Origin of the sequence: Tenacibaculum ovolyticum DSM 18103 (assembly GCF_000430545.1) — a bacterium.
Taxonomy (GTDB): domain Bacteria; phylum Bacteroidota; class Bacteroidia; order Flavobacteriales; family Flavobacteriaceae; genus Polaribacter; species Polaribacter ovolyticus.
In genome coordinates, this window is record NZ_AUMF01000008.1 from 222,990 (window position 1) to 248,370 (window position 25,381).

At 30.2% G+C, this 25,381-nt stretch carries 26 protein-coding genes; 21 read left to right on the plus strand and 5 right to left on the minus strand.

Annotation, left to right across the window (positions count from 1 at the left end; translation table 11 throughout):
- Positions 1-106 precede the first annotated feature (106 nt).
- From H518_RS0100900 to H518_RS18970, 9 genes are all read left to right on the plus strand, one after another.
- Complete coding sequence (locus tag H518_RS0100900) at positions 107-1,021, plus strand: glutaminase (protein ID WP_028887326.1); 915 nt, start codon at positions 107-109, stop codon at positions 1,019-1,021.
- A 153-nt stretch (positions 1,022-1,174) separates the two neighbouring features.
- On the plus strand, positions 1,175-2,650 hold the full coding sequence (gene dcm / locus H518_RS0100905) for a DNA (cytosine-5-)-methyltransferase (RefSeq protein ID WP_081411132.1): 1,476 nt from the start codon (positions 1,175-1,177) through the stop codon (positions 2,648-2,650).
- Positions 2,651-2,656: 6 nt separating this feature from the next.
- Positions 2,657-3,748, plus strand: a complete 1,092-nt coding sequence (locus H518_RS20315) for an HNH endonuclease (RefSeq protein WP_051263615.1) — start codon at positions 2,657-2,659, stop codon at positions 3,746-3,748.
- A gap of 9 nt (positions 3,749-3,757) precedes the next feature.
- Positions 3,758-4,882 (plus strand): HNH endonuclease, encoded by a 1,125-nt coding sequence (locus H518_RS0100915; protein ID WP_028887328.1) that lies wholly within the window; start codon positions 3,758-3,760, stop codon positions 4,880-4,882.
- Between the two features lie 82 nt (positions 4,883-4,964).
- Positions 4,965-5,786 carry a hypothetical protein gene (locus H518_RS0100920; RefSeq protein WP_028887329.1) on the plus strand — a complete coding sequence of 274 codons (822 nt, stop codon included), beginning with the start codon at positions 4,965-4,967 and terminating at the stop codon, positions 5,784-5,786.
- 93 nt (positions 5,787-5,879) lie between these two features.
- Entirely contained in the window at positions 5,880-7,001 is a 1,122-nt protein-coding gene (gene chrA / locus H518_RS0100925) for a chromate efflux transporter (RefSeq protein WP_028887330.1), read from the plus strand.
- Between the two features lie 68 nt (positions 7,002-7,069).
- Positions 7,070-8,302, plus strand: coding sequence for a DEAD/DEAH box helicase (locus H518_RS0100930; RefSeq protein ID WP_028887331.1), 1,233 nt, complete (start codon positions 7,070-7,072; stop codon positions 8,300-8,302).
- 289 nt (positions 8,303-8,591) lie between these two features.
- Positions 8,592-8,993: a GlcG/HbpS family heme-binding protein gene (locus H518_RS0100935; protein WP_028887332.1), complete on the plus strand. Its 402-nt coding sequence runs from the start codon at positions 8,592-8,594 to the stop codon at positions 8,991-8,993.
- Positions 8,994-9,027: 34 nt separating this feature from the next.
- Positions 9,028-9,606 (plus strand): hypothetical protein, encoded by a 579-nt coding sequence (locus tag H518_RS18970; RefSeq protein ID WP_051263616.1) that lies wholly within the window; start codon positions 9,028-9,030, stop codon positions 9,604-9,606.
- A gap of 96 nt (positions 9,607-9,702) precedes the next feature.
- Here the strand turns inward: H518_RS18970 and H518_RS0100945 are convergent, their stop codons facing one another.
- Entirely contained in the window at positions 9,703-10,302 is a 600-nt protein-coding gene (locus tag H518_RS0100945; RefSeq protein WP_028887333.1) for an NAD(P)H-dependent oxidoreductase, read from the minus strand.
- Positions 10,303-10,395: 93 nt separating this feature from the next.
- Here H518_RS0100945 and H518_RS0100950 point away from each other — a divergent pair, with 93 nt between their 5' ends.
- The 4 genes from H518_RS0100950 to H518_RS0100965 all read left to right on the plus strand — a co-directional run bounded on the left by H518_RS0100950 (position 10,396) and on the right by H518_RS0100965 (position 13,221).
- Positions 10,396-11,304 (plus strand): LysR family transcriptional regulator, encoded by a 909-nt coding sequence (locus H518_RS0100950; RefSeq protein ID WP_028887334.1) that lies wholly within the window; start codon positions 10,396-10,398, stop codon positions 11,302-11,304.
- A 448-nt stretch (positions 11,305-11,752) separates the two neighbouring features.
- Positions 11,753-12,082, plus strand: coding sequence for an ArsR/SmtB family transcription factor (locus tag H518_RS0100955; RefSeq protein ID WP_028887335.1), 330 nt, complete (start codon positions 11,753-11,755; stop codon positions 12,080-12,082).
- 48 nt (positions 12,083-12,130) lie between these two features.
- On the plus strand, positions 12,131-12,598 hold the full coding sequence (locus H518_RS0100960) for a DUF6428 family protein (protein ID WP_028887336.1): 468 nt from the start codon (positions 12,131-12,133) through the stop codon (positions 12,596-12,598).
- A gap of 17 nt (positions 12,599-12,615) precedes the next feature.
- On the plus strand, positions 12,616-13,221 hold the full coding sequence (locus H518_RS0100965; protein WP_028887337.1) for a low molecular weight phosphatase family protein: 606 nt from the start codon (positions 12,616-12,618) through the stop codon (positions 13,219-13,221).
- A gap of 75 nt (positions 13,222-13,296) precedes the next feature.
- Here H518_RS0100965 and rsmG read toward each other — a convergent pair whose 3' ends face one another.
- Positions 13,297-13,926 carry a 16S rRNA (guanine(527)-N(7))-methyltransferase RsmG gene (gene rsmG, locus H518_RS0100970; RefSeq protein WP_028887338.1) on the minus strand — a complete coding sequence of 210 codons (630 nt, stop codon included), beginning with the start codon at positions 13,924-13,926 and terminating at the stop codon, positions 13,297-13,299.
- Between the two features lie 146 nt (positions 13,927-14,072).
- Between rsmG and H518_RS0100975 the strand changes: the two genes are divergently transcribed.
- The 3 genes from H518_RS0100975 (at position 14,073) to H518_RS0100985 (ending at position 17,359) form a co-directional block, all read left to right on the plus strand.
- Positions 14,073-15,164, plus strand: coding sequence for a fatty acid desaturase family protein (locus H518_RS0100975; RefSeq protein ID WP_028887339.1), 1,092 nt, complete (start codon positions 14,073-14,075; stop codon positions 15,162-15,164).
- A 23-nt stretch (positions 15,165-15,187) separates the two neighbouring features.
- Positions 15,188-16,375, plus strand: coding sequence for a pyridoxal phosphate-dependent aminotransferase (locus tag H518_RS0100980; protein ID WP_028887340.1), 1,188 nt, complete (start codon positions 15,188-15,190; stop codon positions 16,373-16,375).
- Positions 16,376-16,507: 132 nt separating this feature from the next.
- A complete protein-coding gene (locus tag H518_RS0100985) occupies positions 16,508-17,359 on the plus strand; it encodes a hypothetical protein (protein ID WP_028887341.1) in 852 nt (283 codons plus the stop codon).
- A 16-nt stretch (positions 17,360-17,375) separates the two neighbouring features.
- Here the strand turns inward: H518_RS0100985 and H518_RS0100990 are convergent, their stop codons facing one another.
- A complete protein-coding gene (locus tag H518_RS0100990; RefSeq protein ID WP_028887342.1) occupies positions 17,376-17,858 on the minus strand; it encodes a retropepsin-like aspartic protease in 483 nt (160 codons plus the stop codon).
- 34 nt (positions 17,859-17,892) lie between these two features.
- Here H518_RS0100990 and H518_RS0100995 point away from each other — a divergent pair, with 34 nt between their 5' ends.
- Both H518_RS0100995 and H518_RS0101000 read left to right on the plus strand, forming a co-directional pair.
- Positions 17,893-18,657 carry a TatD family hydrolase gene (locus tag H518_RS0100995; RefSeq protein ID WP_028887343.1) on the plus strand — a complete coding sequence of 255 codons (765 nt, stop codon included), beginning with the start codon at positions 17,893-17,895 and terminating at the stop codon, positions 18,655-18,657.
- On the plus strand, positions 18,650-19,150 hold the full coding sequence (locus H518_RS0101000) for a methylated-DNA--[protein]-cysteine S-methyltransferase (protein ID WP_043706295.1): 501 nt from the start codon (positions 18,650-18,652) through the stop codon (positions 19,148-19,150). The genes H518_RS0100995 and H518_RS0101000 overlap by 8 nt, the downstream gene beginning before the upstream one ends.
- Before the next feature lie 174 nt (positions 19,151-19,324).
- Here the strand turns inward: H518_RS0101000 and H518_RS0101005 are convergent, their stop codons facing one another.
- Positions 19,325-19,777, minus strand: coding sequence for a nucleoside deaminase (locus H518_RS0101005; RefSeq protein WP_028887345.1), 453 nt, complete (start codon positions 19,775-19,777; stop codon positions 19,325-19,327).
- A gap of 62 nt (positions 19,778-19,839) precedes the next feature.
- On the opposite strand from H518_RS0101005, the gene H518_RS0101010 reads away from it, so the two are divergent.
- Entirely contained in the window at positions 19,840-20,607 is a 768-nt protein-coding gene (locus H518_RS0101010; protein WP_028887346.1) for a UDP-2,3-diacylglucosamine diphosphatase, read from the plus strand.
- Between the two features lie 67 nt (positions 20,608-20,674).
- On the opposite strand, the gene H518_RS0101015 is transcribed toward H518_RS0101010, so the two are convergent.
- Positions 20,675-23,302, minus strand: a complete 2,628-nt coding sequence (locus H518_RS0101015; protein ID WP_043706296.1) for a TonB-dependent receptor — start codon at positions 23,300-23,302, stop codon at positions 20,675-20,677.
- A 209-nt stretch (positions 23,303-23,511) separates the two neighbouring features.
- Here H518_RS0101015 and H518_RS0101020 point away from each other — a divergent pair, with 209 nt between their 5' ends.
- The gene (locus H518_RS0101020; RefSeq protein WP_028887348.1) at positions 23,512-24,501 is read left to right on the plus strand and encodes an AAA family ATPase; all 990 of its coding nucleotides are present in this window, start codon (positions 23,512-23,514) and stop codon (positions 24,499-24,501) included.
- An 8-nt stretch (positions 24,502-24,509) separates the two neighbouring features.
- Positions 24,510-25,373: a DUF58 domain-containing protein gene (locus H518_RS0101025; protein ID WP_028887349.1), complete on the plus strand. Its 864-nt coding sequence runs from the start codon at positions 24,510-24,512 to the stop codon at positions 25,371-25,373.
- Positions 25,374-25,381 lie beyond the last annotated feature (8 nt).

The window sequence follows — 25,381 nt, forward strand, 5'->3', positions numbered from 1 at the left end:
ATTATCAAAAAAAAGCAGCCTCATTTGAGGTTGCTTTTTTGTTTGATTCAATTATTTTCTAGTAGTTTTGTTATTTACAATTTTGTAATAAAGTGAATTAGAAAAAATGGATTATCAAAAAATAATACAAGAGGTGTTTTCAGGAGTTAATAAAATAGAAAGTAAAGGTAAACTTGCTTCCTATATTCCTGAGTTAGCGAATTTAGATCCTAATAAGTTTGGGGTTCATATTTCTACAACCTCTTCTTTAAAACACGGGATAGGTGATTTTAAAGAAAAATTCTCTATTCAAAGTATCGCTAAAGTTTTATCACTTTGCTTAGCTTACAAAACATTTGAAGGTAATATATGGGAACGTCTTGGGGTTGAACCTTCAGGTACTGCCTTTAATTCACTTGTACAATTAGAGAATGACAATGGAATACCAAGAAATCCTTTTATAAATTCTGGAGCTATGGTCATTTCAGATATCCTTGTCAGTAATTTAAAGAACCCTAAAGAAGATTTACTTGCCTTTATTAGAAGTCTTTCAGGTAATAACGACATTAATTACTCTGCGAAAATAGCTGCTTCTGAAAAATCGGTAGGTTACAGAAATGTAGCGCTATGTAATTTTATTAAGTCTTTTGGCAACATAAAAAACGAACCGAGTAAAGTGCTCGATTTTTATTTTGATTTATGTTCTTTAGAATTAAGTTGCGAACATCTTTCTGACTTGTTTTTATTTTTAGCCAACAATGGTAAAGCACCTCATAACAACAAACAAATATTAACAATAGGGCAATCGAAAAGGATTAATGCATTAATGCAAACTTGTGGTTTTTATGATGAGTCTGGTGAATTTGCTTTTAAAGTAGGCTTAGCGGGTAAAAGTGGCGTTGGTGGTGGTATTATTGCCATACTACCAAACCAATATAGTATTGCCGTTTGGAGCCCTAAATTAAATGAAAAAGGAAATTCTTATAAAGGAATGAATTTTTTAGAGAACTTTACTACGTTATCGGAGCAGTCTATTTTTTAGTTTGGTTTTAAACTTTTTTCAAGCCCCTATGTTTTGTTATAAAAATTTAATTTCATAAGTTTTTAAGCGTAACTTATAATAATTAAAAAAATATTTTTTAATTATTATACTCCATATTTTTGGACTATTTTTGTCCTAAACTAAAGATGACAGATGACAGATACTTTTGGAGAATATATTAAACAACGTAGAACTGAACTTGGATTTACGTTAAAAAAAGTAGCTTCTCACTTAGATATTGACACTTCTACACTTGGAAAAATAGAACGAGAAGAACGAAATTTATCAGAAAACCTACTGAGTCCTCTTTCTGAAATACTTGAAACTGAACAAAAAAAAATCCTTAATCAGTATTATTCTTCAAAAGTGACTCAAGAAATAAAGGACTATCCCCATTATAAAGATGTACTTAATATTGTTGAAGAACAATTAAAGTTACATTATGCAAATACTAAACAAAAACAAAATTGGACTGAAATGGAGTTCTCTAATCCTAAAGCAAAGATTAGAGTTGCAACAATGTTTTCTGGAATTGGAGCAATAGAATATTCTTTTAAAAGACTTAAATTAGATTCCGAAATTATATTTGCAAGTGATATTGATAAATTTGCCAAACAAAGTTATTTCACTAACTATAAAATAGAAGAAGAAAATTGGTATGATGATGTTCAAAAAATTAACGGAAAAAAATACAAAGGTAAAGTTGATTTATTAGTTGGAGGCAGCCCATGTCAATCATTTTCAATGGTTGGAAAAAGAAAAGGTTTTAAAGATACTAGAGGTACTCTTTTCTATGAATTCGCTAGAGTTGTAAAAGAAAGTCAGCCTAAAATTTTTATTTTTGAAAATGTTAAAGGTTTAATTAATCATGATAGCGGAAATACATTTGAAACAATAAAAGCTACATTTGATGAGCTAGGATATAAATATTTTTATCAAGTTTTAAACTCTAAAAACTATGGAGTTCCACAGCATAGAGAACGAATTTTTGTGATTGGATTCAAAGACAAGAAAGTGAAATTTGAGTTTCCAAAACCAATTAAATTAGAATATAAAATGCAAGATTTTCTTGAAGATTATACTGATAGTAAATATTATCTAAAAGAAAAAGGAGTTAAATTCGTAACCAGCTCAAAAAACAGAAAAAAAAGATATACTCAGATAAATGGTGATATTGCAATTTGCCAAAAAGCCAATCAACAATTTAATTGGCATGGAGATTTCATTTTTGAAAGTCAAGAAAACCCTGAATTTAACGAACTAATTTTTGATGTAAACGAAGTAGAAGAAAAATACTACCTTCTTGAAAAAACAAAAAAATATGTTTTAACTGAGGGCACTAAAAATTTTAAAACATCTATTAAAACAGATTTAGAAGTTGCTAGGCCTTTATTACAATCAATGCATAAAATGCATAGAGCTGGCGTTGATAATTATGTAACTCACAACAAAGGTAGAATACGGAAACTTACACCTAAGGAATGCCTGAGATTAATGGGATTTAGAGACGATTTTAAACAAGAAGTCAGTGATACACAAATGTACAGACAAGCAGGAAATAGTATTGTAGTTGATGTTCTAATTGCCATATTAAAACAAATGGATATAACCAAATTTGCAAAAAAATAACAATGTATGGCTGACCCAATATGTAGATGGCGGAATCCAAAAATAGACACTGTCGTTTATTTAATAAACCTTTTACCTAAAAATGAAATGCCTAAAAATGAGGCAAGAAAATTAGTAAATGAAAAGTTTGGAGGGAATTTCTTTCATACACCTTACCAATTAGCCTGTCAGTTAGGCTTGTATCATGAAAATGACAATTCTTTTTTTCCAAAATTTAAACATACACCTACCACAGGAGAAGTCAAAGCCTACTTATCTAATTGGATAAAACATTATTGCGTTCCAAATCCTTATACAAAAAAAGGTTTTGAAAATCTAATACCTTTTTCTATCCACAGTATTCTTTGTGAAAAACTTTTTAACACACAACAAATAATTAATTGGGAAGAAATTGAAATTAATTTGTTTGGAGAGAAAATTGGAAATTTTGATATACTAAAGAACTCAATTAACGAACATTCTAATGTTATTCAAATTATTGATAAAATTGTCTCACTAAAAAATGATACTACTTACCTAGACTTAGAGCATTACACAGAAGTAGATATTAGTATAGATAGAAATAACAAAGAATATTTTTTCGATTTATTTCCTGAACCAAACAAAATTAGCAAAGAATTAAATAATTGGATAGATCTACAAAATTTTGAAATAAATCAAGATGAAGCGAATTTATTAAGTGAAATTGATAATACCAATAACTTATCACAAACGGAAAAATCCCAATTAGTAAAATCAAGGATAGGCCAAGGAGTTTTTAGGAGAAATTTAATTTCGGATTGTAATTTTTGTCCGATCACTGGTGTAAATGATAGTCAATTTTTAATAGCGAGTCATATTAAACCTTGGCGTAATTCAAATAATAACGAAAGATTAAATAAAAAAAACGGCCTTTTACTAACTCCAACTTATGATAAATTATTTGACAAAGGATATATTTCCTTTAATGAAAATAAAAACATAATCGTATCTACTAAAATATCACAAATTAATTGCGAAAGATTAAATATTGTTGATGGACTCAATATTCCATTGCTTCCTATTGATGGTAGAGAAATATTCTTAGAATATCATAGGGATATAGTACTTAAAAGATAAAAGAAATAAATGGATAATCTACAAAAAATTAAAATTGAAGGAGAAGAATATTATATCATAGATTCTATTCAAGATTTCAGAGCAGAAGATAGCTTTATTCACAGGAGAAATAAACTAGCCCAATTTAAAGGTAACGGCGAATCAAAAAAACACGTTGGAACTTATAGTGGAGAGAAGGGAGAAAGAATGTCTAATTTTTTCAACTATTCAAATTGGGGTTTAGAGCACTTTGATAAAAATAAAAAGCGAAAAACTTTTGGTAGTGCAAAAGAAAGTGGAGCACTAATTAGTGAAAATAAATGCTTCTTTAGTAAATCTAATTTTCTAAAATATTTGAATGATGCTAAGACTGAATACTATGCGCAAGAACAACACTACCATAATAATATAAATGAATACTACAATGAAAGATTAGAAGAAGTAAATAATCTTGAAACTAATCAAGTCTTTTTCAGTATTTATGATGCATCTGATAATCTTTTACAAAAACAAAATAGAGGTTATATTCGTTCTGATGATTCTATTTGGAAAGTGTGGAGAGAATTAATTTTACCAAGTATTAGTTATTTATCTATTCTAAAATTAGTTCCTGTTCATGATGTAAACTCAGAACCATTATTCTACTTCCGAATTTTATTAGATTATCAATTTAGGTCATTTGTACATCCAAAATCTTTAGAAGCTGAACAGGCTGTAAAACAAGAGGATATTCAAGTAGATACCGCAAAAAAAAGAACTTATAGAAAAGGTGCTGAAAAATATAGACGTGAGGTTATTAATCACATGCCTCAATGCCCATTTACAAAAATAACAGACGAACGCCTATTAATTGCAAGTCATATAAAGCCTTATAGTACTTGCATTAAAAATAATGAAAATGATCAGGCTTTAGATTACTTGAATGGATTAGCATTATCACCAACTTATGATAAATTATTTGACCAAGGATATATCACTTTTACTGATAATGGAGAATTGGTTTGCGGAACTCAATTAAGTTCTTATACATGGGAAAAATTAAAGATTAACCCCAATGCTAAAAACAAAATGAGAATATTTCCAGAGGATAGAGAAGCGTATTTAGATTACCACAGAAACAATGTCTTTCAAGATGATATAAATGACTTGATATAAATCATATAGCAACTCTTCTACTCAACAATTGAATACAATTATTTTTTTTACTTTAGCTGTATCAAAATAACATAAATTAATTATGAAGAAAATTAAAAAATTAGCTAGTTTATTATGTTTAACCTTAATGGTTATTTCATGTAGTAAAAACAATGAAGAAATTCAAGGTAAATTAATTGAAAAAAAATCAATTAGTGCTAAATGGGAAATTAGCAATAGTAATTACAAATCTCTTGAATTTAATAAAGACGGTAATTATATTATTGTAAAAAGTAGTACTCAGGGAAAAAACACCTTATCAAAAAACAATGACGGCGTTCTTTTTGGAGAATATACCATTGTTGACGAGACTACAATAAACCTTATTGGCTTTGGAAAAATTTTAATTTCTAGTATTAATGATACTGAAATGAATTTCACAATCGTAGACGACAAAACAGCTACCAGTATTGAGGTAAGCTCAACAAAAATTCTTAAAATTGATAGCTCTACTAGTACAGACTTATTATGTAGAACATGGAAAATGGTAGAAGTTGATAACGAAAATGTAAAAGGTACGGAATACGAACTTACAGTTATTTTCTCTCAAGCAGGAACCTATTTCGTAGAATTACAAAACCCTACAGAAGAAGTTAATGGTGGTTTAGCAGAATGGAAGTGGAAAGACGCATCTGAAAACACAATGTGTTATTCATGGGATGGAGAACCTACTTGTACTGAAGAAGATGGATTAGTATCGATAACAAACTTAACAGAAAATAATTTAACAATAGTTGAAACAAAATACGGAGAGACTAATGAATATAAATTAGAGGTTGTAACCGATAATACTAGCGCTAAAACTCACCAAAATAACAGCACTAAGAATATTAACCTTAAAAAAGGAATCTTTAAAAATAATTAATAAATACTTAAACAATACTTATTCAAAAAACCACCTCTAATGAGGTGGTTTTTATTTTTAACTTTGTATCTCAAAAAAATTAGATAACTTATAATGTCACAAAAAAACGACTTAAAAGAAATAGCCAAACTCTTTTTTAAGCTAGGAAGTATTGGTTTTGGAGGTCCTGCTGCTCATATTGCCATGATGGAAGATGAAGTAGTAAAAAAGAGAAAATGGATGACCCAAGAACATTTCTTAGACCTTATAGGAGCTACAAATTTAATTCCGGGACCAAACTCAACAGAAATGACGATGCATTGTGGTCATGAAAAAGCAGGTTGGAAAGGATTAGTTGTTGCGGGGTTCAGTTTTATTTTTCCAGCAGTAATTATTACAACTATTTTTGCGTGGCTATATCAAGAATACGGTCAGTTACCAAAAGTTGAACCTTTTATTTACGGTATAAAACCCGCAGTAATTGCCATTATCGTTATGGCTGCATATCGACTAGGTAAAAAAGCAATAAAAAATACGGAGTTAGCCATTTTAGGAATCATTGCATTAACTACATGCTTATTAGGCATAAATGAAATTATAACACTTTTTAGTTGTGGACTCTTAGGTATCGGATTGTATTTTTTTAAACAAAATAAAAACAATTTACACAGTTTTATTCCGCTGATTGCATTTCAAGCAAGTGAATTTATAAACTTAAGTAACATAAAAATATTGGTAACTTTTTTAAAAATAGGAGCCATATTATATGGTAGTGGTTACGTATTATTCGCCTTTTTAGATTCAGAATTAGTAGCAAATGGTTGGTTAACAAGGCAAGCATTAATTGATGCTGTTGCCATTGGTCAAATAACACCAGGTCCTGTTTTATCTACTGCCACTTTTATTGGATGGCAACTAAACGGAATAACAGGTGCAATTGCAGCTACAATCGGTATTTTTTTGCCCTCATTTATATTTGTGTTGGTATTGAATCCGTTAATACCAAAAATGAGAAACTCTAAAGTTATTCGTTCGATTTTAGACGCAGTAAATGTTGCCGCAGTAGCATTAATAATTGCTGTTTGCATAAACATGGCTAAAGATACTTTAGTAGATTGGCGAACAATTGTTATTGCTATCACTAGTTTAATTATTGTCTTTGGCTTTAAAAAACTAAACAGTGCTTTTATTGTTTTAGGTGGTGCTGTTCTTGGCTATTTGTTAACTTTTTTATAAACATTCAAAAAAAAAGCAAACAAACTTATATCACTTCATTTAGAGTATCTTTGCAAAAAAAATAATCAATGCAGTTTTCAGATTTACAACTTAATCAATCAATTTTAAAAGCACTAAGTGAAGAAAGATATCACAAAGCTACTTTAGTACAGCAAAAAGTGATTCCGTTAGTACTAGATAAAAAAGATGTGATTGTTGGTTCACAAACAGGATCGGGTAAAACAGCGGCTTTCGCTTTACCTATTCTTCATAATTTAGAACAAGAACCACAAGCTGAACAAGGTGTAAAAAAAATAAAAGCTTTAATTATAAGTCCAACCAGAGAGTTAGCTATACAAATTGAAGAAAGCTTTAATACCTACGGTAAACACACAAAATTACAGGCTGCAGCGGTTTATGGAGGTATCTCTATAAAACCACAAAAAGAAATTTTAGCAAAAGGAGTTGACGTTTTAGTAGCAACACCTGGTCGTTTTATAGATTTACAAGAACAAGGGAGTATTGACTTAAACGCATTAAAAACCTTTGTTTTAGACGAAGCGGATTTAATGTTAGACATGGGCTTTATTCAAGATGTAAGAAAAATTGAAGCATTATGTCCTCGTAAAAAACAAACACTACTCTTTTCTGCAACAATGCCCGAAAAAGTAAGTGATTTGGCAAAAGCAATGCTTTACAAACCAGAAACGGTTAATGTAATTCCTACAGGCAATACAGTAAATAAAATTGGGCAATTACTTTACTATACGCCTAAAAAACATAAAGTAGATTTATGCTTACACTTATTACGCAATACCATACAAGGACGTATTATTATTTTTAGACGCACAAAATACGGTGTTGACAAATTAGAGCAAACGCTTTTAAAAAATGGCTACAAAGCAACAAGTGTTCACGGAGATAAAACACAAATTTTACGTAACCAAGCTATTGAAGATTTTAAAAGTAATAAAGTAAATATTTTAATTGCTACCGATGTTGCTGCTCGTGGTATTGATATTAGTAAAATTGATGCTGTTATAAATGTAGACATACCAAATGTACCAGAAACTTATGTACACAGAATTGGTAGAACTGGTAGAGCTGGTAAATCTGGAATTGCATTTTCACTATGTAGTGCCGATGAAACTAGTTACATTAAAGCAATTCAAGAGTTTTTAAAGAGACCTATAAAAATTATTGAAGACCAACCTTTCCTTTTAGTAAAACCTAAGCATAAAAAACAACCAAATACCATTAGTAAAAACAAAAAAGGACGTAAGTCTGAAGCTTCTAAAAAGAAGAAAAAACGCTGGTATTAAATAACAGTTGCTCATAAAATATATCTTTCTAAAACCTCTTCAGTACACATGAAGAGGTTTTTATATTTATAGAAAAGTAATAAAAATGGATTGAAGCTATTTCCCGCTTTTCACACTCGCTCTCTGCGAGGAGCTCAAACAAATGCTTCAATCGGGGCTAAACCTATTTACTTATTATCTAAAAAACATAAAAATCCCTTTTCTTTCAGATAACCATCTGTTCTTATTATAAAAAACAAATCTTTACTTTTACCCCTTTCTTTAATAGTTTTAAAAAACTACAACCACTATGAATATAACATTAGAAGAAGCTAAAAAAGTAATTGCCAATGCAACAGCAAAAGCTGAAGCTTTAAATACTAAAATGAGTATCTCTGTGGTAGACACTAGTGCTAATTTGGTAACTTTCGAACGTATGGATGGTGCTTTTCTAGGCCCTATTGATATTGCTATAAAAAAAGCAAAAACAGCAAGTCTTTTTGGTAAAAATACGGGTGACCTTGGACAATTATCTCAACCTGGAGGTCCTTTATACAATATTGAACATTCTAATAATGGTTTAATTACTTTCCCTGGAGGAATACCTATAAAAAATAAACAAAACATAATTATTGGAGCTATTGGAGTAAGTGGTAGTACTGTTGAAAATGATTTTGAAGTAGCCAAAGCTGGTGTAACTGCACTTTTATAAAGCTATATTTTTAAATAACACTAAACAATTAGGCATGATAAGAACTATTCTATTAGGTTTTATTTTAATCTCTTTTTTAAATTGTAAACCACAAAAAGAAAAAAAAGTTAATGATAAAATTAACACACCTAAGGTTAAAGAATTAAAAAGTGACACTCTTAAAAAAACAACAAATAAAGCAAGTAAAAACGACCGTACTAAAACTCAAAAAAACAACGTTGTATTAGCCACTTTAATTCCAGTAGAGATTTTAAACGCAAAAGAAAAGGATGTATATAAAAAATATGGATTAGCTTTTTCAGGTAACTGCTATAACTGCGATTTAGCTAAATTTAGAATTGAAAACCATAGTATTTTTATAACCAATGTTTGTGCCCCTGAAACCGAATTAAGTTTTGACATTGTAAAGCTATCAACCAATAGAAATATGATTGAAATTAATACTAAAAATTACAGCTTTCAATTTTTAAGAATTGCCAATGACCCAGTATATGAATTAAAAATAATTAATGCTGATTTTAAAAATAAAGACCTGCTAATTAGTAAATATTTTACATTAAAAAAAGACCTAGTAAAATTTGAAGTTCATGATTGTGGAGACTTTGACGGATAACAAAAAATTAACTCACGCTATAAACACAAATAGAACCGATTATTTAAAGCAAAATATAAATAAGCGATTCTAAATAAACTAACTAATAACTTAAAATTAGTTAAAAGATTTAAAGTATATACCAAGAAGTGACTCATACCTCTTAAGCTCTTCAATAATATTTGCGTTTTTTTCAACATCATAAAATGGGATAGATGCCATTAAACTTAACCCTAAATATTTATTCATTGCATGAAACCCCGATAGCGCACTATCGTCAACCTTTAATTCATTAAACAACCCGGTTGCTAAAGTAAATGCTTCTTCAGGCGCATTCCAACTTGTTGTTACAATATAACTCTTGCCATTTAACAAACCTCCTGTACCATAATTATTTTTTGGGTTTTCAGCATTCCTTCCATCACTATTCCAAAGCCCATTTCTATACCCTGCTGTTAACACTTCATCCAAATACTTTTTAAACTTAAAAGGTACAGAAAACCACCAAATAGGTGTGTGATAAATTATAACATCAGCCCAGACAAACTTCAAAACTTCCTTTTCTACTTCATACACTTCATTTATTTCAGTCACTCTAACTTTATAATTATTTTTATCCTCAAAAAAAGATTTACTAATCGTAAATAAAGATTTATTGAATTCTCCTTTTGCATCTGCAAACGAATGCCAACCGTTTATTATTAATATATTTTTCATTAATATTTATTTTTATATCACACAAAAATATAGCAAGAAAACATATAACTAAAATAACACAAATCATACCTTTGTATTATAAAAATAATAGCAATGATAAACCTAGAATGGTACAGAACGTTTAAGGCAGTATATGAAGAAGGAAATTTAACAAGAGCTTCAAAAAAACTATTTTCTTCACAACCAGGAGTTAGTTTACATATTGGTTCTTTAGAATCGTATGTAGGCTACAAACTCTTTGAGAGGACATCTAGAAATATGATTGCCACAGAAAGAGCAATAATTTTATATGACTATATTTTAGAGTCTTTACAAAAATTAGAAAAATCTGAAAATCATTTCAAGAAAATAGGAAACGGCATTAGGCAAACATTAAGCATAGGAATGTGCTCAGAAGTTTTTCAAACTTTTTTCGAACCCAATATGAGTAGTTTTGATTTTGATATTATAGCACATTTTGGTGAATATCCACAAATGTTAAAAGAATTAGAAGAAGGTATTTTAGATTTAGTTATTACACCTAAAAAAAACACGAATCAAAATATTGATTACACTCCTTTTTTTCATCAAGATATATGGTTAGTTGCAAACAATAAAACAGATACAAAAAAAATAGAAACTACTATTGAGAACCAAGATTGGAAATCATTAGAAAACGAACTTAAAAAGCAAATTTGGTATAGTTCTTCTAATGTAACAGGATTTATAAAACAATTCTGGCTTACAAACTTTAATAAAAAAGAGTATAATAAACCGAATTACATTGTTCCAAACATGAATTCAATTATTAGATGTTTAAAAACAAGTAAAGGAATTGCATTAATTCCAAGTTTTTTATGCACTGAAGAACTTAAAAACAAAAACCTAAAGCTTATATGGAAAAGTAACAATCAATTAAAAGATGTTTTTTATTTCGCTAAGAAAAAGAACAAAAAATTAAAAGCCGCAGCAACCATAATAGAAACCATCATAACAGAGGAATCATTAAAATACAAGGAATAAAATCAACACGTTTAATTACAATAGTGTATAAATAACTTAATTAAAACACTTAAAGATCAGTATATAATTATCTATATTTTAATTAAAACACCTTGAAAAATGTCTGATTGAGCGCAGTCGAAACCTATTTTTAACAGGCTAATAATTCTCGACTGCGCTCGAACCGACAATAAAAATTTAATCAAAAAACCAAATACTTAACAGCACGTATTTAATTACTAACTTCTAAAAAAGCATACCTAAACTCTATAAAGTGGTTAGCCCCGATTGTAGCATTTGTTTGAGCTCCTCGCAGAGAGCGAGTGCGAAAAGCGGGAAATAGCTTCAAAAAAATTAGAGAATAAAAACTATTTCTTTTTTTAACGTCCACGCATAACTACTATAAAAAATAAGGTGATTTTGTCAAATCAATTATTAATCGTAATATTGCAATATAATAATTAAACAAATGGGACTTACCAAGTCAGAAATATTTACACCAGAACAAAATGATCTTGCTAAAATAGCAAAGGTACTTGGGCATCCTGCTCGCATTGCCATTTTACAACATTTATTTAAAATAAACTCTTGCGTTTGTGGTGATTTAGTAAATGAAATCGGATTAGCACAACCTACTATTTCTCAACATTTAAAGGAATTAAAAAATATGAAGCTTATTAAAGGTAACATAGAAGGCACGAGTGTTTGTTATTGTATAGACCAAGAAAACTGGAAAGAAATAAAAACATTATTAAATAGCTTTTTAAATCTTGATGGAAACTCAAGTAATTGCTGTTAAAAAAATTTACAATAATCTATCGCAATATTACAATTAAAATAAAAAGACATGAAATTATCAGAAATTAAAAGACATTTAGCTTCATTAAAAACAATTGCTTTTCAATTACCTAATGGAGAATTAGTACCAAATCATTTTCACGTAACTGAAGTTGGAAAAATAACGAAAAACTTTATTGACTGTGGCGGTACTGTAAGAAATGAAGAGGTTGTAAACTTTCAATTATGGAAAGCTGATGATTATGATCACAGGTTACATCCAGAAAAATTGGTTCATATTATTGAACTCTCAGAAAAAACATTAAACATTCCTGATTTAGATATTGAGGTAGAGTATCAAGGTGCTACAATTGGTAAATATGGTTTAGACTTCGACGGAACAAATTTTTTACTTACAACAAAACAAACAGATTGTTTAGCAAAAGATAACTGTGGAATTCCTGAAGAAAAGCCAAAAGTAAAATTATCAAACATACAAGTACAAAATAGTTGCGACCCTAATTCTGGTTGTTGTTAAATTTTAAAATATAAGAAATGTACGCTCAAATAAATAAAAGCATCCATAACTTACCTGTAGTTTCTAACGAAAGGAAAGAAATATTGGCCCCCTTAGTGCAATATATACAAGATAAAGTAAACAAAAAACAGGTTATTAACCTCAACTTTATTTGTACTCATAATTCTAGGCGAAGTCATTTATCTCAAATATGGGCACAGGTAATGGCTTATAATTATAACATTAACAATGTTTATACATATTCTGGCGGTACAGAAGCCACTAGAATGAATGGTACCATTGTTAATACTTTGGTTGATTTTGGATTTAAAATTCAACAATTATCAGATAACAGCAATCCCGTTTTTGCTATAAAATATACAAATAACGGGCTACCTATAATTGGTTTTTCTAAAAAGTATGACGATGATTTTAATCCTGTTTCTGAATTTGGAGCAATTATGACGTGTTCGCAAGCAGATGATGGATGTCCTTTTATAACAGGAGCCGAAGGTCGTTTTCCTATAACGTTTGAAGACCCGAAAGCATATGATAACACACCTTTAGAAAAAGAAAAATATGCTGCTTGTTGTTTATTAATTGCCTCGGAAATGAACTACGTATTTTCGGTTATTAAAAAATAAAAACTTTGATTAATATAAAAAAGGCATTCGATTTTTAATCAAATGCCTTTTTTTATTACTCTTTAGTGAACTTATTTAGCTCTTAAATTTCATTCCTAAATGCACCACTTTTTTAGTTTCAAAGAAATCCTCTTCAAAAAAATCTGGTAAATTATAAATTGTTGCTGATGTATATTTTTCTAACTCTTCGGTTAAATCACCACCTTTTAAATACAAAATTCCGTTTTTTAAATCGTGATTTTGCTTTTTAGCAATCTTCCCTTTTGTCCAACCAACAAAAGTCTCCATTTGTGCAACGGCTCTACTTACAATAAAATCATACGTATCTTTTACCTCCTCTACACGTCCGTTCGTTGTTTTTACGTTTAACAAACCTAAACCTTCAACTACTTCATTTACCACTTTTATTTTTTTACCAATAGAATCAACTAAATGAAATTGTGTTTCAGGAAATAAAATAGCCAACGGAATTCCAGGAAAACCTCCACCTGTACCAACATCCATTACTTTAGAACCTGGTTTAAAAGACATAACCTTTGCAATACCTAATGAATGTAAAACATGACGTAAGTACAATTCATCAATATCCTTACGAGAAACAACATTAATTTTTAAGTTCCAATCTTCATACAAACCTTGTAATTTAGAGAACTGCTCTAACTGTGTTTCAGTTAAATCGGTAAAGTATTTTTTTATAAGTTCCATTAAATATATTTTTCGTTGCAAAAGTAAAAAACTAAATGGTAATTGTCATTTATATAACAAAAGATATCTTTCTTGTTAAAAAGTTGCCTCTTAGCAATAACCATACAGTAAAAACGTTTATTTTTGTCTCTTATAACCCTGAATCAATGAAGACAATAAACTTCTCGAGAACAAATAACACAAAGTTCTTTCGAACTCTAAACAAAAGAGTTAACACATATTTTAAAGAAAACAATATTAAACGTACAGGTAATTGGAAATTATACTCAAAAGCCATAATCATGTTTGCCGCTTTCTTAGTTCCTTTTATATTAATTTTAACCGTAAGCATGCCACAATGGGTAATGGTTTTACTAGTAATGATTACAGGTATTGGTATGGCTGGTGTTGGTATGAATGTAATGCACGATGCTAACCACGATTCTTTTTCAAGCAAAAACTGGTTAAATAAATTAATGGGTAGTAGTATTTACATTTTAGCAGGAAATGTATATAACTGGAAAGTACAACACAATGTACTACACCATACTTTTACAAATATTAAAGGACATGATGAAGATATTGATGCTGGTAGAATTATCCGTTTTTCTAAACATTCAAAATGGTTACCTATACACCAATTTCAGAAATTTTACTCAATTTTCTTATACGGACTATTAACTATTAACTGGGCTATTACTACTGATTTTAAACAAATGAGCAGTTATTTAAAACGTAAATTATCGTACGGTAAGTTCCCAAACCCGAAGGTAGAATGGACAAAGTTGGTAATTTCTAAAGTAGTGTATTACTGTTTATGGGTTATATTACCATTACTTGTTATGGATATTGCTTGGTATAAAGTTTTAATAGGCTTCTTTATAATGCACTACACAGCAGGTATGATTTTAAGTGTTGTTTTTCAATTAGCACACGTAGTACCTAATACAGAAATGCCTTTACCTGATAAAGATGGTAATTTAGAGCACACTTGGGCAGTTCATCAATTATATACTACGTCTAATTTTGCACCAAAAAACTGGTTAGTTAATTTTTATACTGGTGGATTAAATCATCAAGTTGAACACCATATTTTCCCGCATATTTCGCATGTTCATTATAATAAATTAGCGAAAATAGTAAAGGAAACGGCAGAAGAATTTAATTTGCCATACAACGAATACAAAACAATGACAAGAGCTTTTATCGAGCACTTTAAACAATTAGGTTCTTTAGGAAAAGAACCAAAACTAGCATAAACAACACACAACTTAACAACACAATGTCAAACGCATTATCAAACAGAATTAACAGTTTACCTGTATCACAGACTTTAGCAATGGCTGCTAAAGCAAGAGAATTAAAACTAGCTGGAAAAGATATCATTAGCTTAAGTTTAGGAGAACCAGATTTTAATACTCCTGATTTTATTAAAGATTCAGCTATTGAAGCAATTAATCAAGATTATAATTCATACACTCCTGTTGATGGATATGTAGAGTTGAAAGAAGCTATTTGCGTAAAATTTAAACGTGATAATAATTTAAACTACGCTCCTAATCAGATTGTAGTATCAACTGGTGCAAAACAATCTATTGCTAACATCGCACAAGTTTTATTAAACCCAGGAGATGAAGTTTTATTACCTGCTCCTTATTGGGTAAGTTATTCAGCAATTGCAACTTTATGTGAAGCAAAATTTGTTGAAATTCCTTCTTCTATTGAGAATGATTTTAAAATTACTCCAGCGCAATTAGAAGCAGCAATCACACCTAAAACAAAAATGATTTTCTTTAATTCACCTAACAACCCAAGTGGTACTATTTATAGTGAGGCTGAATACAGAGCATTGGCTAAAGTTTTAGAAAATCACCCGAATATCTATATTTTATCTGACGAAATATATGAACACATTAACTATGGTACAAAGCCTTTTAGTTTTGGTGCTATTGAAAGCATGTATGATCGTACAATTACTGTAAATGGTTTAGCTAAAGCATTTGCTATGACCGGTTGGAGAATTGGTTTTATTGGTGCGCCACAATGGATTGCTAAGGCATGTACAAAAATGCAAGGACAAATTACTTCAGGAACAAACTGTATTGCACAACGTGCTGCAATTACTGCCGTTTTAGCAGAACCAAGTAAAGTTCAATACATGGTAGATGAATTTAAAACTCGTAGAGATTTAGTTTTAGATTTATTAGGTAAAATTGATGGTTTTAAACTTAATGTACCTGAAGGTGCTTTTTATGTTTTTCCAGATATATCTGCTTTCTTTGGTAAAACCTTTAAAGGTAAAGAAATTAAGGATGCTAATGATTTTTCTATGCTTTTATTAGAAGAAGCAAATGTAGCTACCGTTACTGGTGCTGCTTTTGGAGCTCCAGATTGTATTCGTATGTCTTACGCGGCGTCAGAATTACAATTACGTGAAGCTATTAAGAGAATTAAAGAAGTATTAAGTTAATCTTTATACGTTTTATATATAAAAAGGGTAGTAATTTTAAAATTACTACCCTTTTTTATTTCTTTTAAGATATTTTTACAAGACTCTAACTTAGAGAAGACCGAACATTCAAAAGTTTTTACTGAACATCAAATGAATATATTACTTGCTATTACTAATATACTTTTTAATCCTTTTTCTTTTTTAATTTTTATATCTTTTTCATTTAAAAAAGATTCGTATTTCTTTACTAAAGAGGGTACAAATGTTACGAAACTGAAATTAGTACCCTATTTACTCTTCTACTCAATTTATCTAACCGCTATACTCTGTGTAACTTATCTTTTTAGTTTTTACATTGATTTTAATTTCTGGGAAGTTTTTATTCCTAAAAACTTATATATTTCATCAATTACTTGGCTAATAACAGTTGTTACTTTACGTACCTACTTAAAAGGAATGGAAGGTAATATTATGGGCTTCATATTTTTCCCCTTACTTATACTATCAATATTAACCTTAACCGCATTTAGCTTTTTTGATATATTATCTTATCCAAAACTACTAACATCAAACCTACCTATACTAAAAATAAATTTCTGGCTTAGACTACTCATACATTCATTTTGCCCTTTTTACATTATAGTTTTTCTTAATTCTAAAGAACATGAGAAAAGAGAAAAAGATGATTTTATTACACCTCTTTTAAGCAGTCTAATACTACAGTTTATGTTTTTTAGTATTAATTGGGTTATTACTTATTTATTTGGCACCCCGCTCACCTTTTCACTATTTTTTGGAGAAGGACAAACCATTGTGTACTATATACCAATGATTGGAGGTTTCTTGCTTTTCGTACTATTCTTTTTATCTAAAATAATACCTACAGAAAAAAGTAAACGATACAAACTAGAAGCCATATCCTACTATGTAACCTTTATTAACTTTGGTCTTATAATTTTAGAACTTATAAATTACCTCAACTTAATAAGTGTTTCTTTTTAATAAAAAAATCTTAGAATTAAAACGGAACTTTCATCATTCTTTTTCGCTTCTTTTTATTTAGTTTTTTAAGATAAAGCACCTTCTTGTCATAATCTATAAAGGCTTTTCCACTCTCTAAGATATCGGCTCCTATAATTCCATCAACTTTTTCAGCATCGTGCTGCGTTAATGCGGTATTAACATGACTCAAGTCAAACAACACCAAATCGCATTGAGCCGTTTTCCATTTGCCTATTTTTAAACTATTACTTACCGATTTTCTTGTCTCCATATCTGTAGCTCCTGCACCAGCAGCTTTTATTTCACTTTCTTCAGATATTAATTTAAAATGTTCAATTAAATCTAATCCAACACAAGAATTTGAAGCACCTGTATCTAAAATAAACCTCCCTTTAACTCCATTTATCTCTGCTTTTAATTCTAAATGATTCGTTACTATCTTTTTCAGCTTTATTTTAAGGTATTTCTTTTTCTTTAATATTTTTTTCAAACTTGCCATTTCTCGTACTTTTGCTTATCGTAAATATACATAAATGATTACCGATACACACACACATTTATATTCAGAAGAATTTGACCAAGATAGAGACGAAATGATGCAGCGCGCTAAAGATGCTGGAGTATCTCGTTTTTTTATACCAGCTATAGACAGTGGATCTACAGAACGAATGCTTGACCTAGAAAAAAACTACCCTAACGACGTATTTTTAATGATGGGACTGCACCCAACCTATGTTAAGGAAAATTACAAGGAAGAACTTGCCCATGTAAGAGAATGGATTGATAAACGTAATTTTTATGCTATTGGAGAAATAGGAATTGACTTGTATTGGGATAAAACGTTTTTAATACAACAACAAGAAGCTTTTAGAACTCAAATTCAATGGGCTAAAGAGAAGAAATTACCTATTGTAATTCATTGCCGTGAAGCTTTTGATGAAATTTTTGAAGTATTAGAAAGTGAAAAAGGAGATGACTTATTCGGTATTTTTCATTGTTTTACAGGCACTTTAGAACAAGCTAAAAAAGCCTTGTCATATAATATGAAATTAGGAATTGGTGGTGTTGCTACTTTTAAAAATGGTAAGATTAATAAATTTTTAAACGAAATAGATATTAAACATATCGTTTTAGAAACTGATGCCCCCTATTTAGCACCGACTCCTTACCGTGGAAAAAGAAATGAAAGTGCTTATGTTAGTAATGTTGTAGATAAATTAGTTGACATTTACGGTTTAACTTTCGAAGAAATTGCCGAAATTACAACACAGAACTCTAAAGATATATTTGGTGTCTAATACACAAACTACATATTATAAAACTCCAATAGGAACCGCCAAAATTGTTGGTAATGAAAACGGAATTCAATCAGTTTCTGTTTTAGATGATGACTTCTCGACTCCGCTCGAAATAACAAAAACTAAAAATACCCCAATCTGCTTACAAAACTGTGTAACCCAATTAGAAGAATATTTTGCAGGAACGAGAACTGTTTTTGATTTAAAATTAAATCCACAAGGAACCGTATTTCAACAATCGGTTTGGAATGAATTACTGAATATTCCTTTTGCAAAAAGCAACACTTATTTAGAACAAACAAAACAAATTGGAGACCCAAAAGCAATTAGAGCTGTTGCTTCTGCAAATGGGAAAAACCCTATTTGGATTATTATTCCATGTCATCGAGTTATAGGCTCAAATGGATCTTTAACGGGTTATGCTGGTGGGATATGGCGAAAAAAATGGTTATTAGAACACGAAAGTGGTTGTAAACAACAAACACTATTTTAATCGCAGGGCAATAGCCTAAAAATTAATTTAACTAAGCCTGTTTAAAAAAGAAACTATTTATATAAACAACTCGTACTCTTATATCACAATCATTCATTTTGTTATTACTAACATAGTGAAGTAGTCTATTAATTCTAATTAAGAAATTTCTTGCTTTTAGTAGCAGTGATTGAGTTAATTCAAATTGCGTTTTTCTATAAAAAATCGTTTTATCAAAAAGCTACATTCTTCTTCTAGCACTCCTGATACAATTTTAGTTTTTGGATGCAATTTTGTTCCCAAAACACTAAACCCTAATCTTGGTTCACTTGCACCATAAACAATTTTACCAATTTGCGTCCAATAACTAGCTCCTGCACACATTTGGCAAGGCTCTAATGTAACATAAAGCACACAGTCTTTTAAATATTTACCACCTAAAAAATCTGCAGCAGCAGTAAAAGCTTGCATTTCGGCATGTGCGGTAACATCATTTAAAAGTTCTGTTAAATTATGAGCCCTTGCAATAATTTTATCTTTAAAAACAATAACTGCTCCTACAGGAACCTCCCCTTTATCAAAAGCTATTTGAGCTTCTCTTAAAGCCTTTTTCATAAAATAAGTATCGTCAAACGGATTTATTTCCATGGTATTCTAAGCGTTTATTACAAAAGTAGCTCAAATTAGTTATTTTTACCAAAAAATACAATTTGATTTCAATTAAAACAACCAATAATAAAAAAGTATATTTCGCTTCAGATCAACATTTAGGAGCACCTACCGCTGAAGCTAGTTTCCCTAGAGAACAAAAATTTATTCGTTGGTTAAATGAAGTTAAAGAAGATGCTGAAGCTATTTTTTTACTAGGTGATTTATTTGATTTTTGGTTTGAATATAAAACCGTTGTTCCAAAAGGATTTGTTCGAGTTTTAGGAAAACTTGCTGAAATTAAAGATAGTGGAATTCCTATTTATTTTTTTGTAGGAAATCATGATTTATGGATGAGTGATTATTTTGAAAAAGAATTAAACATTCCCATATTCCATACTCCACAAAAATTTAACATTGACGGCAAAACACTTTTAATAGGCCATGGTGATGGTTTAGGCCCACATGACAAAGGTTATAAAAGAATGAAAAAAGTCTTTACTTTTAAACCGTTTAAATGGTTATTTCGTTGGTTACACCCAGATTTAGGAGTACGTTTAGGGCAATACATGTCGGTTAAAAATAAAATGATTTCTGGTGATGAAGATTTTAAATTTTTAGGCGAAGATAAAGAATGGCTAGTACAGTATTGTAAACGTAAACTAGAAACAGAAGATTATGATTATTTTGTTTTTGGGCACCGCCATCTTCCTTTAGAAATTAAATTACAAGAAAACAGTATGTATATAAACACTGGTGATTGGGTAAATTATTTTACTTATGGTGTTTTTGAAAATAAAAAATTATCTTTAAAAGAATATAATTCATAAAAAAAAGCACCTTTAAAAAGGTGCTTTTTTTTATGAATTATATGTCTCGTCCTGAAATAGTTTTACATTAAAACTTAAACGTTAAACCAGCTTTAAAAATTGTTCCGCTAAATCCAAATTGATTTACTTCCCAAGGATACTTAAAACGTCCTCCTAAATCAGTTACAACGTCACCTTTAGTATCTATTTGATCTGGATACACGTCAAATAAGTTATTCACTTGTGCAGTGAAAGAAATAACATCTGAGAACTCATAACCGAAAGACAAATCAGTTACAACTTTACCTCCGAATGTTTGATCTTTACCTGCATCAACTGCATGTTGCCATGTTACTTCTCCAAAATACGTATTATTTAAATTTGCTGTAAATTTATTAAGCTTATAATTTGCTCCGAATAAGAACTTTGTATTAGGTCTAGCGCTAATAATTCTTGACTGTTCCTTTCTATTAAAAATAGCGTTTTTATATCCTGATAATTTAGTTGGTGTTTTTACTTCTCCTTCTAATTTTGTGCTATTTATATTTAAAGCTAAATTAAGCCCTAATTTACCTGAGGCAAAATCAATATTTTTATAGTGCATTGAATAATCAAAACCTTGCGTTTTAGTATCGGCAGCATTTATAAAAAATTTAATACTCGTTACACTATTATCATCTAATACTTGTTGTACTTCAGCATTTGCATTACCATTATCATCAACCCCGCCTATTTCACCAGAAAATACAACTCTATCTTCTACTTTAATATTATAATAATCTAACGAAATTGTAAAATCTCTAGATGCTTTTACTGTTAAACCTGCAGAGAAACTTTTAGATGTTTCAGCAAATAACGAAGCGACTCCTAACCCTTTAATTACTGGACTTACATTATTAAAAGTTCCTTGGTTTGAAATTGTACCTTGAGAAACCAATGTTTGTACATTACTTAAATATACTTGATGTAATGATGGTGCTCTAAACCCTGTACCATATGAAGCCCTTAAAACACCTGCTTCACCTAACTTGTATCTTGAGTTTACTTTCCAAGAAGTATTACCACCAAAATCAGAATAATTCTCATAGCGAGCAGCTCCTCCTATTAGGAAGTCATCAGAAATATCCCAATCTAAAGTCGCGTACCCACCTATATTTGTTCTCGTTTCACTTAAAGCATTCCCTGGCTGTATTCCTGGAAAAGATTGTGAATGCCCTCCATCACCAGGTATAAGTCCTTCGTAAGATTCAGCCTGACCAGCAGTTGTATCGAATTGCTCTTGACGTCCTTCTACGCCAAAACCTACACTTATTTCACCAAATGAACGACTTACATCAAAATTACCAATGATGTTACTAAAAGCATAAGCTCCTGCATCAAAAGACCTAGGGCTATTTAAACCTAAAACAGTATTAAATGTATTACCTATTGTATACCCTACAGAGTTTCTACCATAACTAGCACTTAAATCGGCATCAAATCCTCCTAAATTGAATTTGCTTCCTACCGTAAACAAAATATCTTTAATATCAGTTTCAAAAGTTGGTTGAAAACCTTCATAAACTCCTGTCCCATTATTAAATGGATTCTCTGCTGGACCTGTAGGTATCCCAGGAAAACCTGGTAATCTATAAAGTGCAAAACTTTTACCTTGTCTAATATTAAATCCTCCGAAAGCATATAATTTAGTATTCTCATTTAAAGGGTACTCTCCATTAATAAACAAATCTCCTTTTTTCATCTCTGGCTGACCTATTATCATACCCAAAGATGGATTATCTTTTGTCCATTGATTATCAATTCCAAATAAATTATCTCTACCAGGCTCTCCTGCTCTATTTGTTTTTTCTTGGTAACTTACACCTAATGTTGAATTAAAAAAACCTCCATCTCCAAATGTAAAAGTATGATTTACATCAGCTGCTGCATTAAATCCATCTCCTTCTTTTGTTACCCCAGAACTAACATTTACTTGAGTAAAATCTACATCTTTCTTTAAAATAATGTTTATAACACCTGCAACTGCATCAGAACCATATTGAGCAGATGCTCCATCACGTAAAACTTCAACTCTTTCAATTGCCGCTGTAGGTATACTTTTCATATCGACTCCTACCTCACCTTTTCCTGGCGTATCATTTACGTACACTAATGCACTTTGATTTTTACGTTTACCATTTACCAAAACTAAAGTTCTACTTGGTCCCAATCCTCTTAAATCTGCTGGATCAAAATGAGCTGTACCATCAGAAACTGTTTGACTACTCGCATTATAAGAAGGTATTGCATATGTTAACATTTGATCAATACTTGTTTGCCCTGTAGCTTGTAATTCTCTTACACTTACATTATCAATAGGCACTGCTGAATCTAAAATAGTTCTAGGCTTTGAACGGTTACCTGTTAATACTATTTCATTTAATACATTACCTGCTATTAGAGTTATAGTTATATAAGAATCATTAGAGATTTTTTGCTCTACTGTAGCAAAACCTACCGAAGAAAACACTAAAGTCAGTGGTAATTTTTTCACATTCAAAACAAACTCTCCTTCCCCGTCTGTACTAACACCTTTAATTGTATTTTTTTCTAAGACATTTACAAAAGGCAGCGGAGTACCGCTTTCATCAACAACTTTACCTTTAATTTGCTGAGAGAAAATCACAACTGTGGTTAAGAAAAAACTCAAAACAAACAACTTTAATTTTAAATTCATAATTTATAGTTTTACAGATTAGTTTTAACAATAATAACAATTTTTAACATAAAATCATATTAATAACACATCAAAACAAATAAATTATTGAAAATCACATTTTTTATTCTAAAAAAAAATCCTTTTTATCTTTAACCATACTTTAACAGCGCTTATTTTCTTATTATTGTAGTTTTGTTTCACGAAAATTATAATATATTTTAATTACTATGGATGTAGATGTAAGAGCTATTAATGAGAAAATCGAAAGAGAAAGCGCTTTTGTTGATTTACTAACAAATGAAATGAGTAAAGTCATCGTTGGTCAAAAATATATGATTGAACGATTACTTATTGGACTTCTTGGTAATGGACACATATTACTAGAAGGGGTTCCTGGACTAGCAAAAACACTAGCCATAAACACTCTATCTAAAGCAGTACAAGCTAGTTTTAGTCGTGTTCAATTTACTCCAGATTTATTACCTGCTGATATTGTGGGTACCATGATTTATAATGTAAAAGAAAGTGATTTCGTAATTAAAAAAGGACCAATTTTCGCTAATTTTGTATTGGCTGATGAAATTAACCGTGCTCCTGCGAAAGTGCAATCTGCATTATTAGAAGCAATGCAAGAGCGTCAAATTACAATTGGTGATGAGACTTTTAAATTAGACGAACCTTTTTTAGTTATGGCAACTCAAAACCCAGTTGAACAAGAAGGAACATATCCGCTACCTGAAGCTCAGGTTGACCGTTTCATGCTAAAAACAGTTATTGATTATCCAAAACTTGAAGATGAGCAGGCAATTATGCGCGCTAACCTAAATGGAAGTTTTGAAAAAGTAAACCCTGTAATTTCTGTAGAACAAATTATAAATGCTCGTAAATTTGTTAACGAAGTATATATGGATGAGAAAATTGAAAAATATATTCTTGATATTATATTTGCTACTCGTTACCCTGAACGATATAATTTAGAAAAATTGAAGCCTTTAATTAGTTTCGGTGCTTCACCTCGTGGAAGTATTAACTTAGCAAAAGCTGCTAAATGTTATGCTTTTATAAAACGAAGAGGCTATGTAATACCTGAAGATGTTCGTGCAATTGTAAATGATGTTTTACGTCATAGAATTGGAATTACATATGAAGCTGAAGCTGAGAACATCACTTCTCTTGATATCATTAACTCGATTATAAACGAAGTACAAGTGCCTTAAAATATTATATGGACACGAAAGAATTACTTAAAAAAGTTCGTAAAATAGAAATTAAGACACGCCGTTTGTCTAATCATATTTTTGGAGGAGAATACCATTCTACTTTTAAAGGTCGTGGTATGACTTTTTCTGAAGTACGTCAATACCAATACGGAGACGATATTAGAGCTATTGATTGGAATGTAACTGCACGTTATAACGAACCTTATATAAAAGTTTTTGAAGAAGAACGTGAATTAACCATGATGCTGGTTGTTGATGTTTCGGGTTCAGAATCTTTTGGTACTTCTGAACAATTTAAAAAAGATACCGTTACTGAAATTGCTGCAACATTAGCTTTTTCGGCAATTCAAAATAATGATAAAGTTGGATTGATTTTATTTTCAGATCAAATGGAACTTTTTATTCCTCCTAAAAAAGGAAAAAGTCATGTTTTAAGAATCATTCGAGAACTAATAGAGTTTCAACCAAAAAGTAAACAAACGAATATTAGTGAAGCTTTAAAATTCTTATCAAACATTATGAAAAAGAGAGCGATTGTATTTATGCTGTCTGATTTTATGGATGATGATTATGAACGTACTCTAAAAATTGTTGGAAACAAACACGATGTAACAGGTATACGTGTTTATGATAAACATGACGAAGAAATTCCTAATTTAGGAATGGTTCCTATGGTTGATGCTGAGACAGGAAGTACACATTTGGTAAACACTAGCTCAGCATCTGTGAGAAATCAATATAAAGCCAATGCGCTACGATTAGCCGATTATTTCGAAAGTACTTTTAAGAAAAGTGGGGCTGGAACAATTAATACTCGTGTAGATGAAGGCTACGTTAAAAAACTATTAGGCTATTTTAAAAGAAAATAAAAATTGTC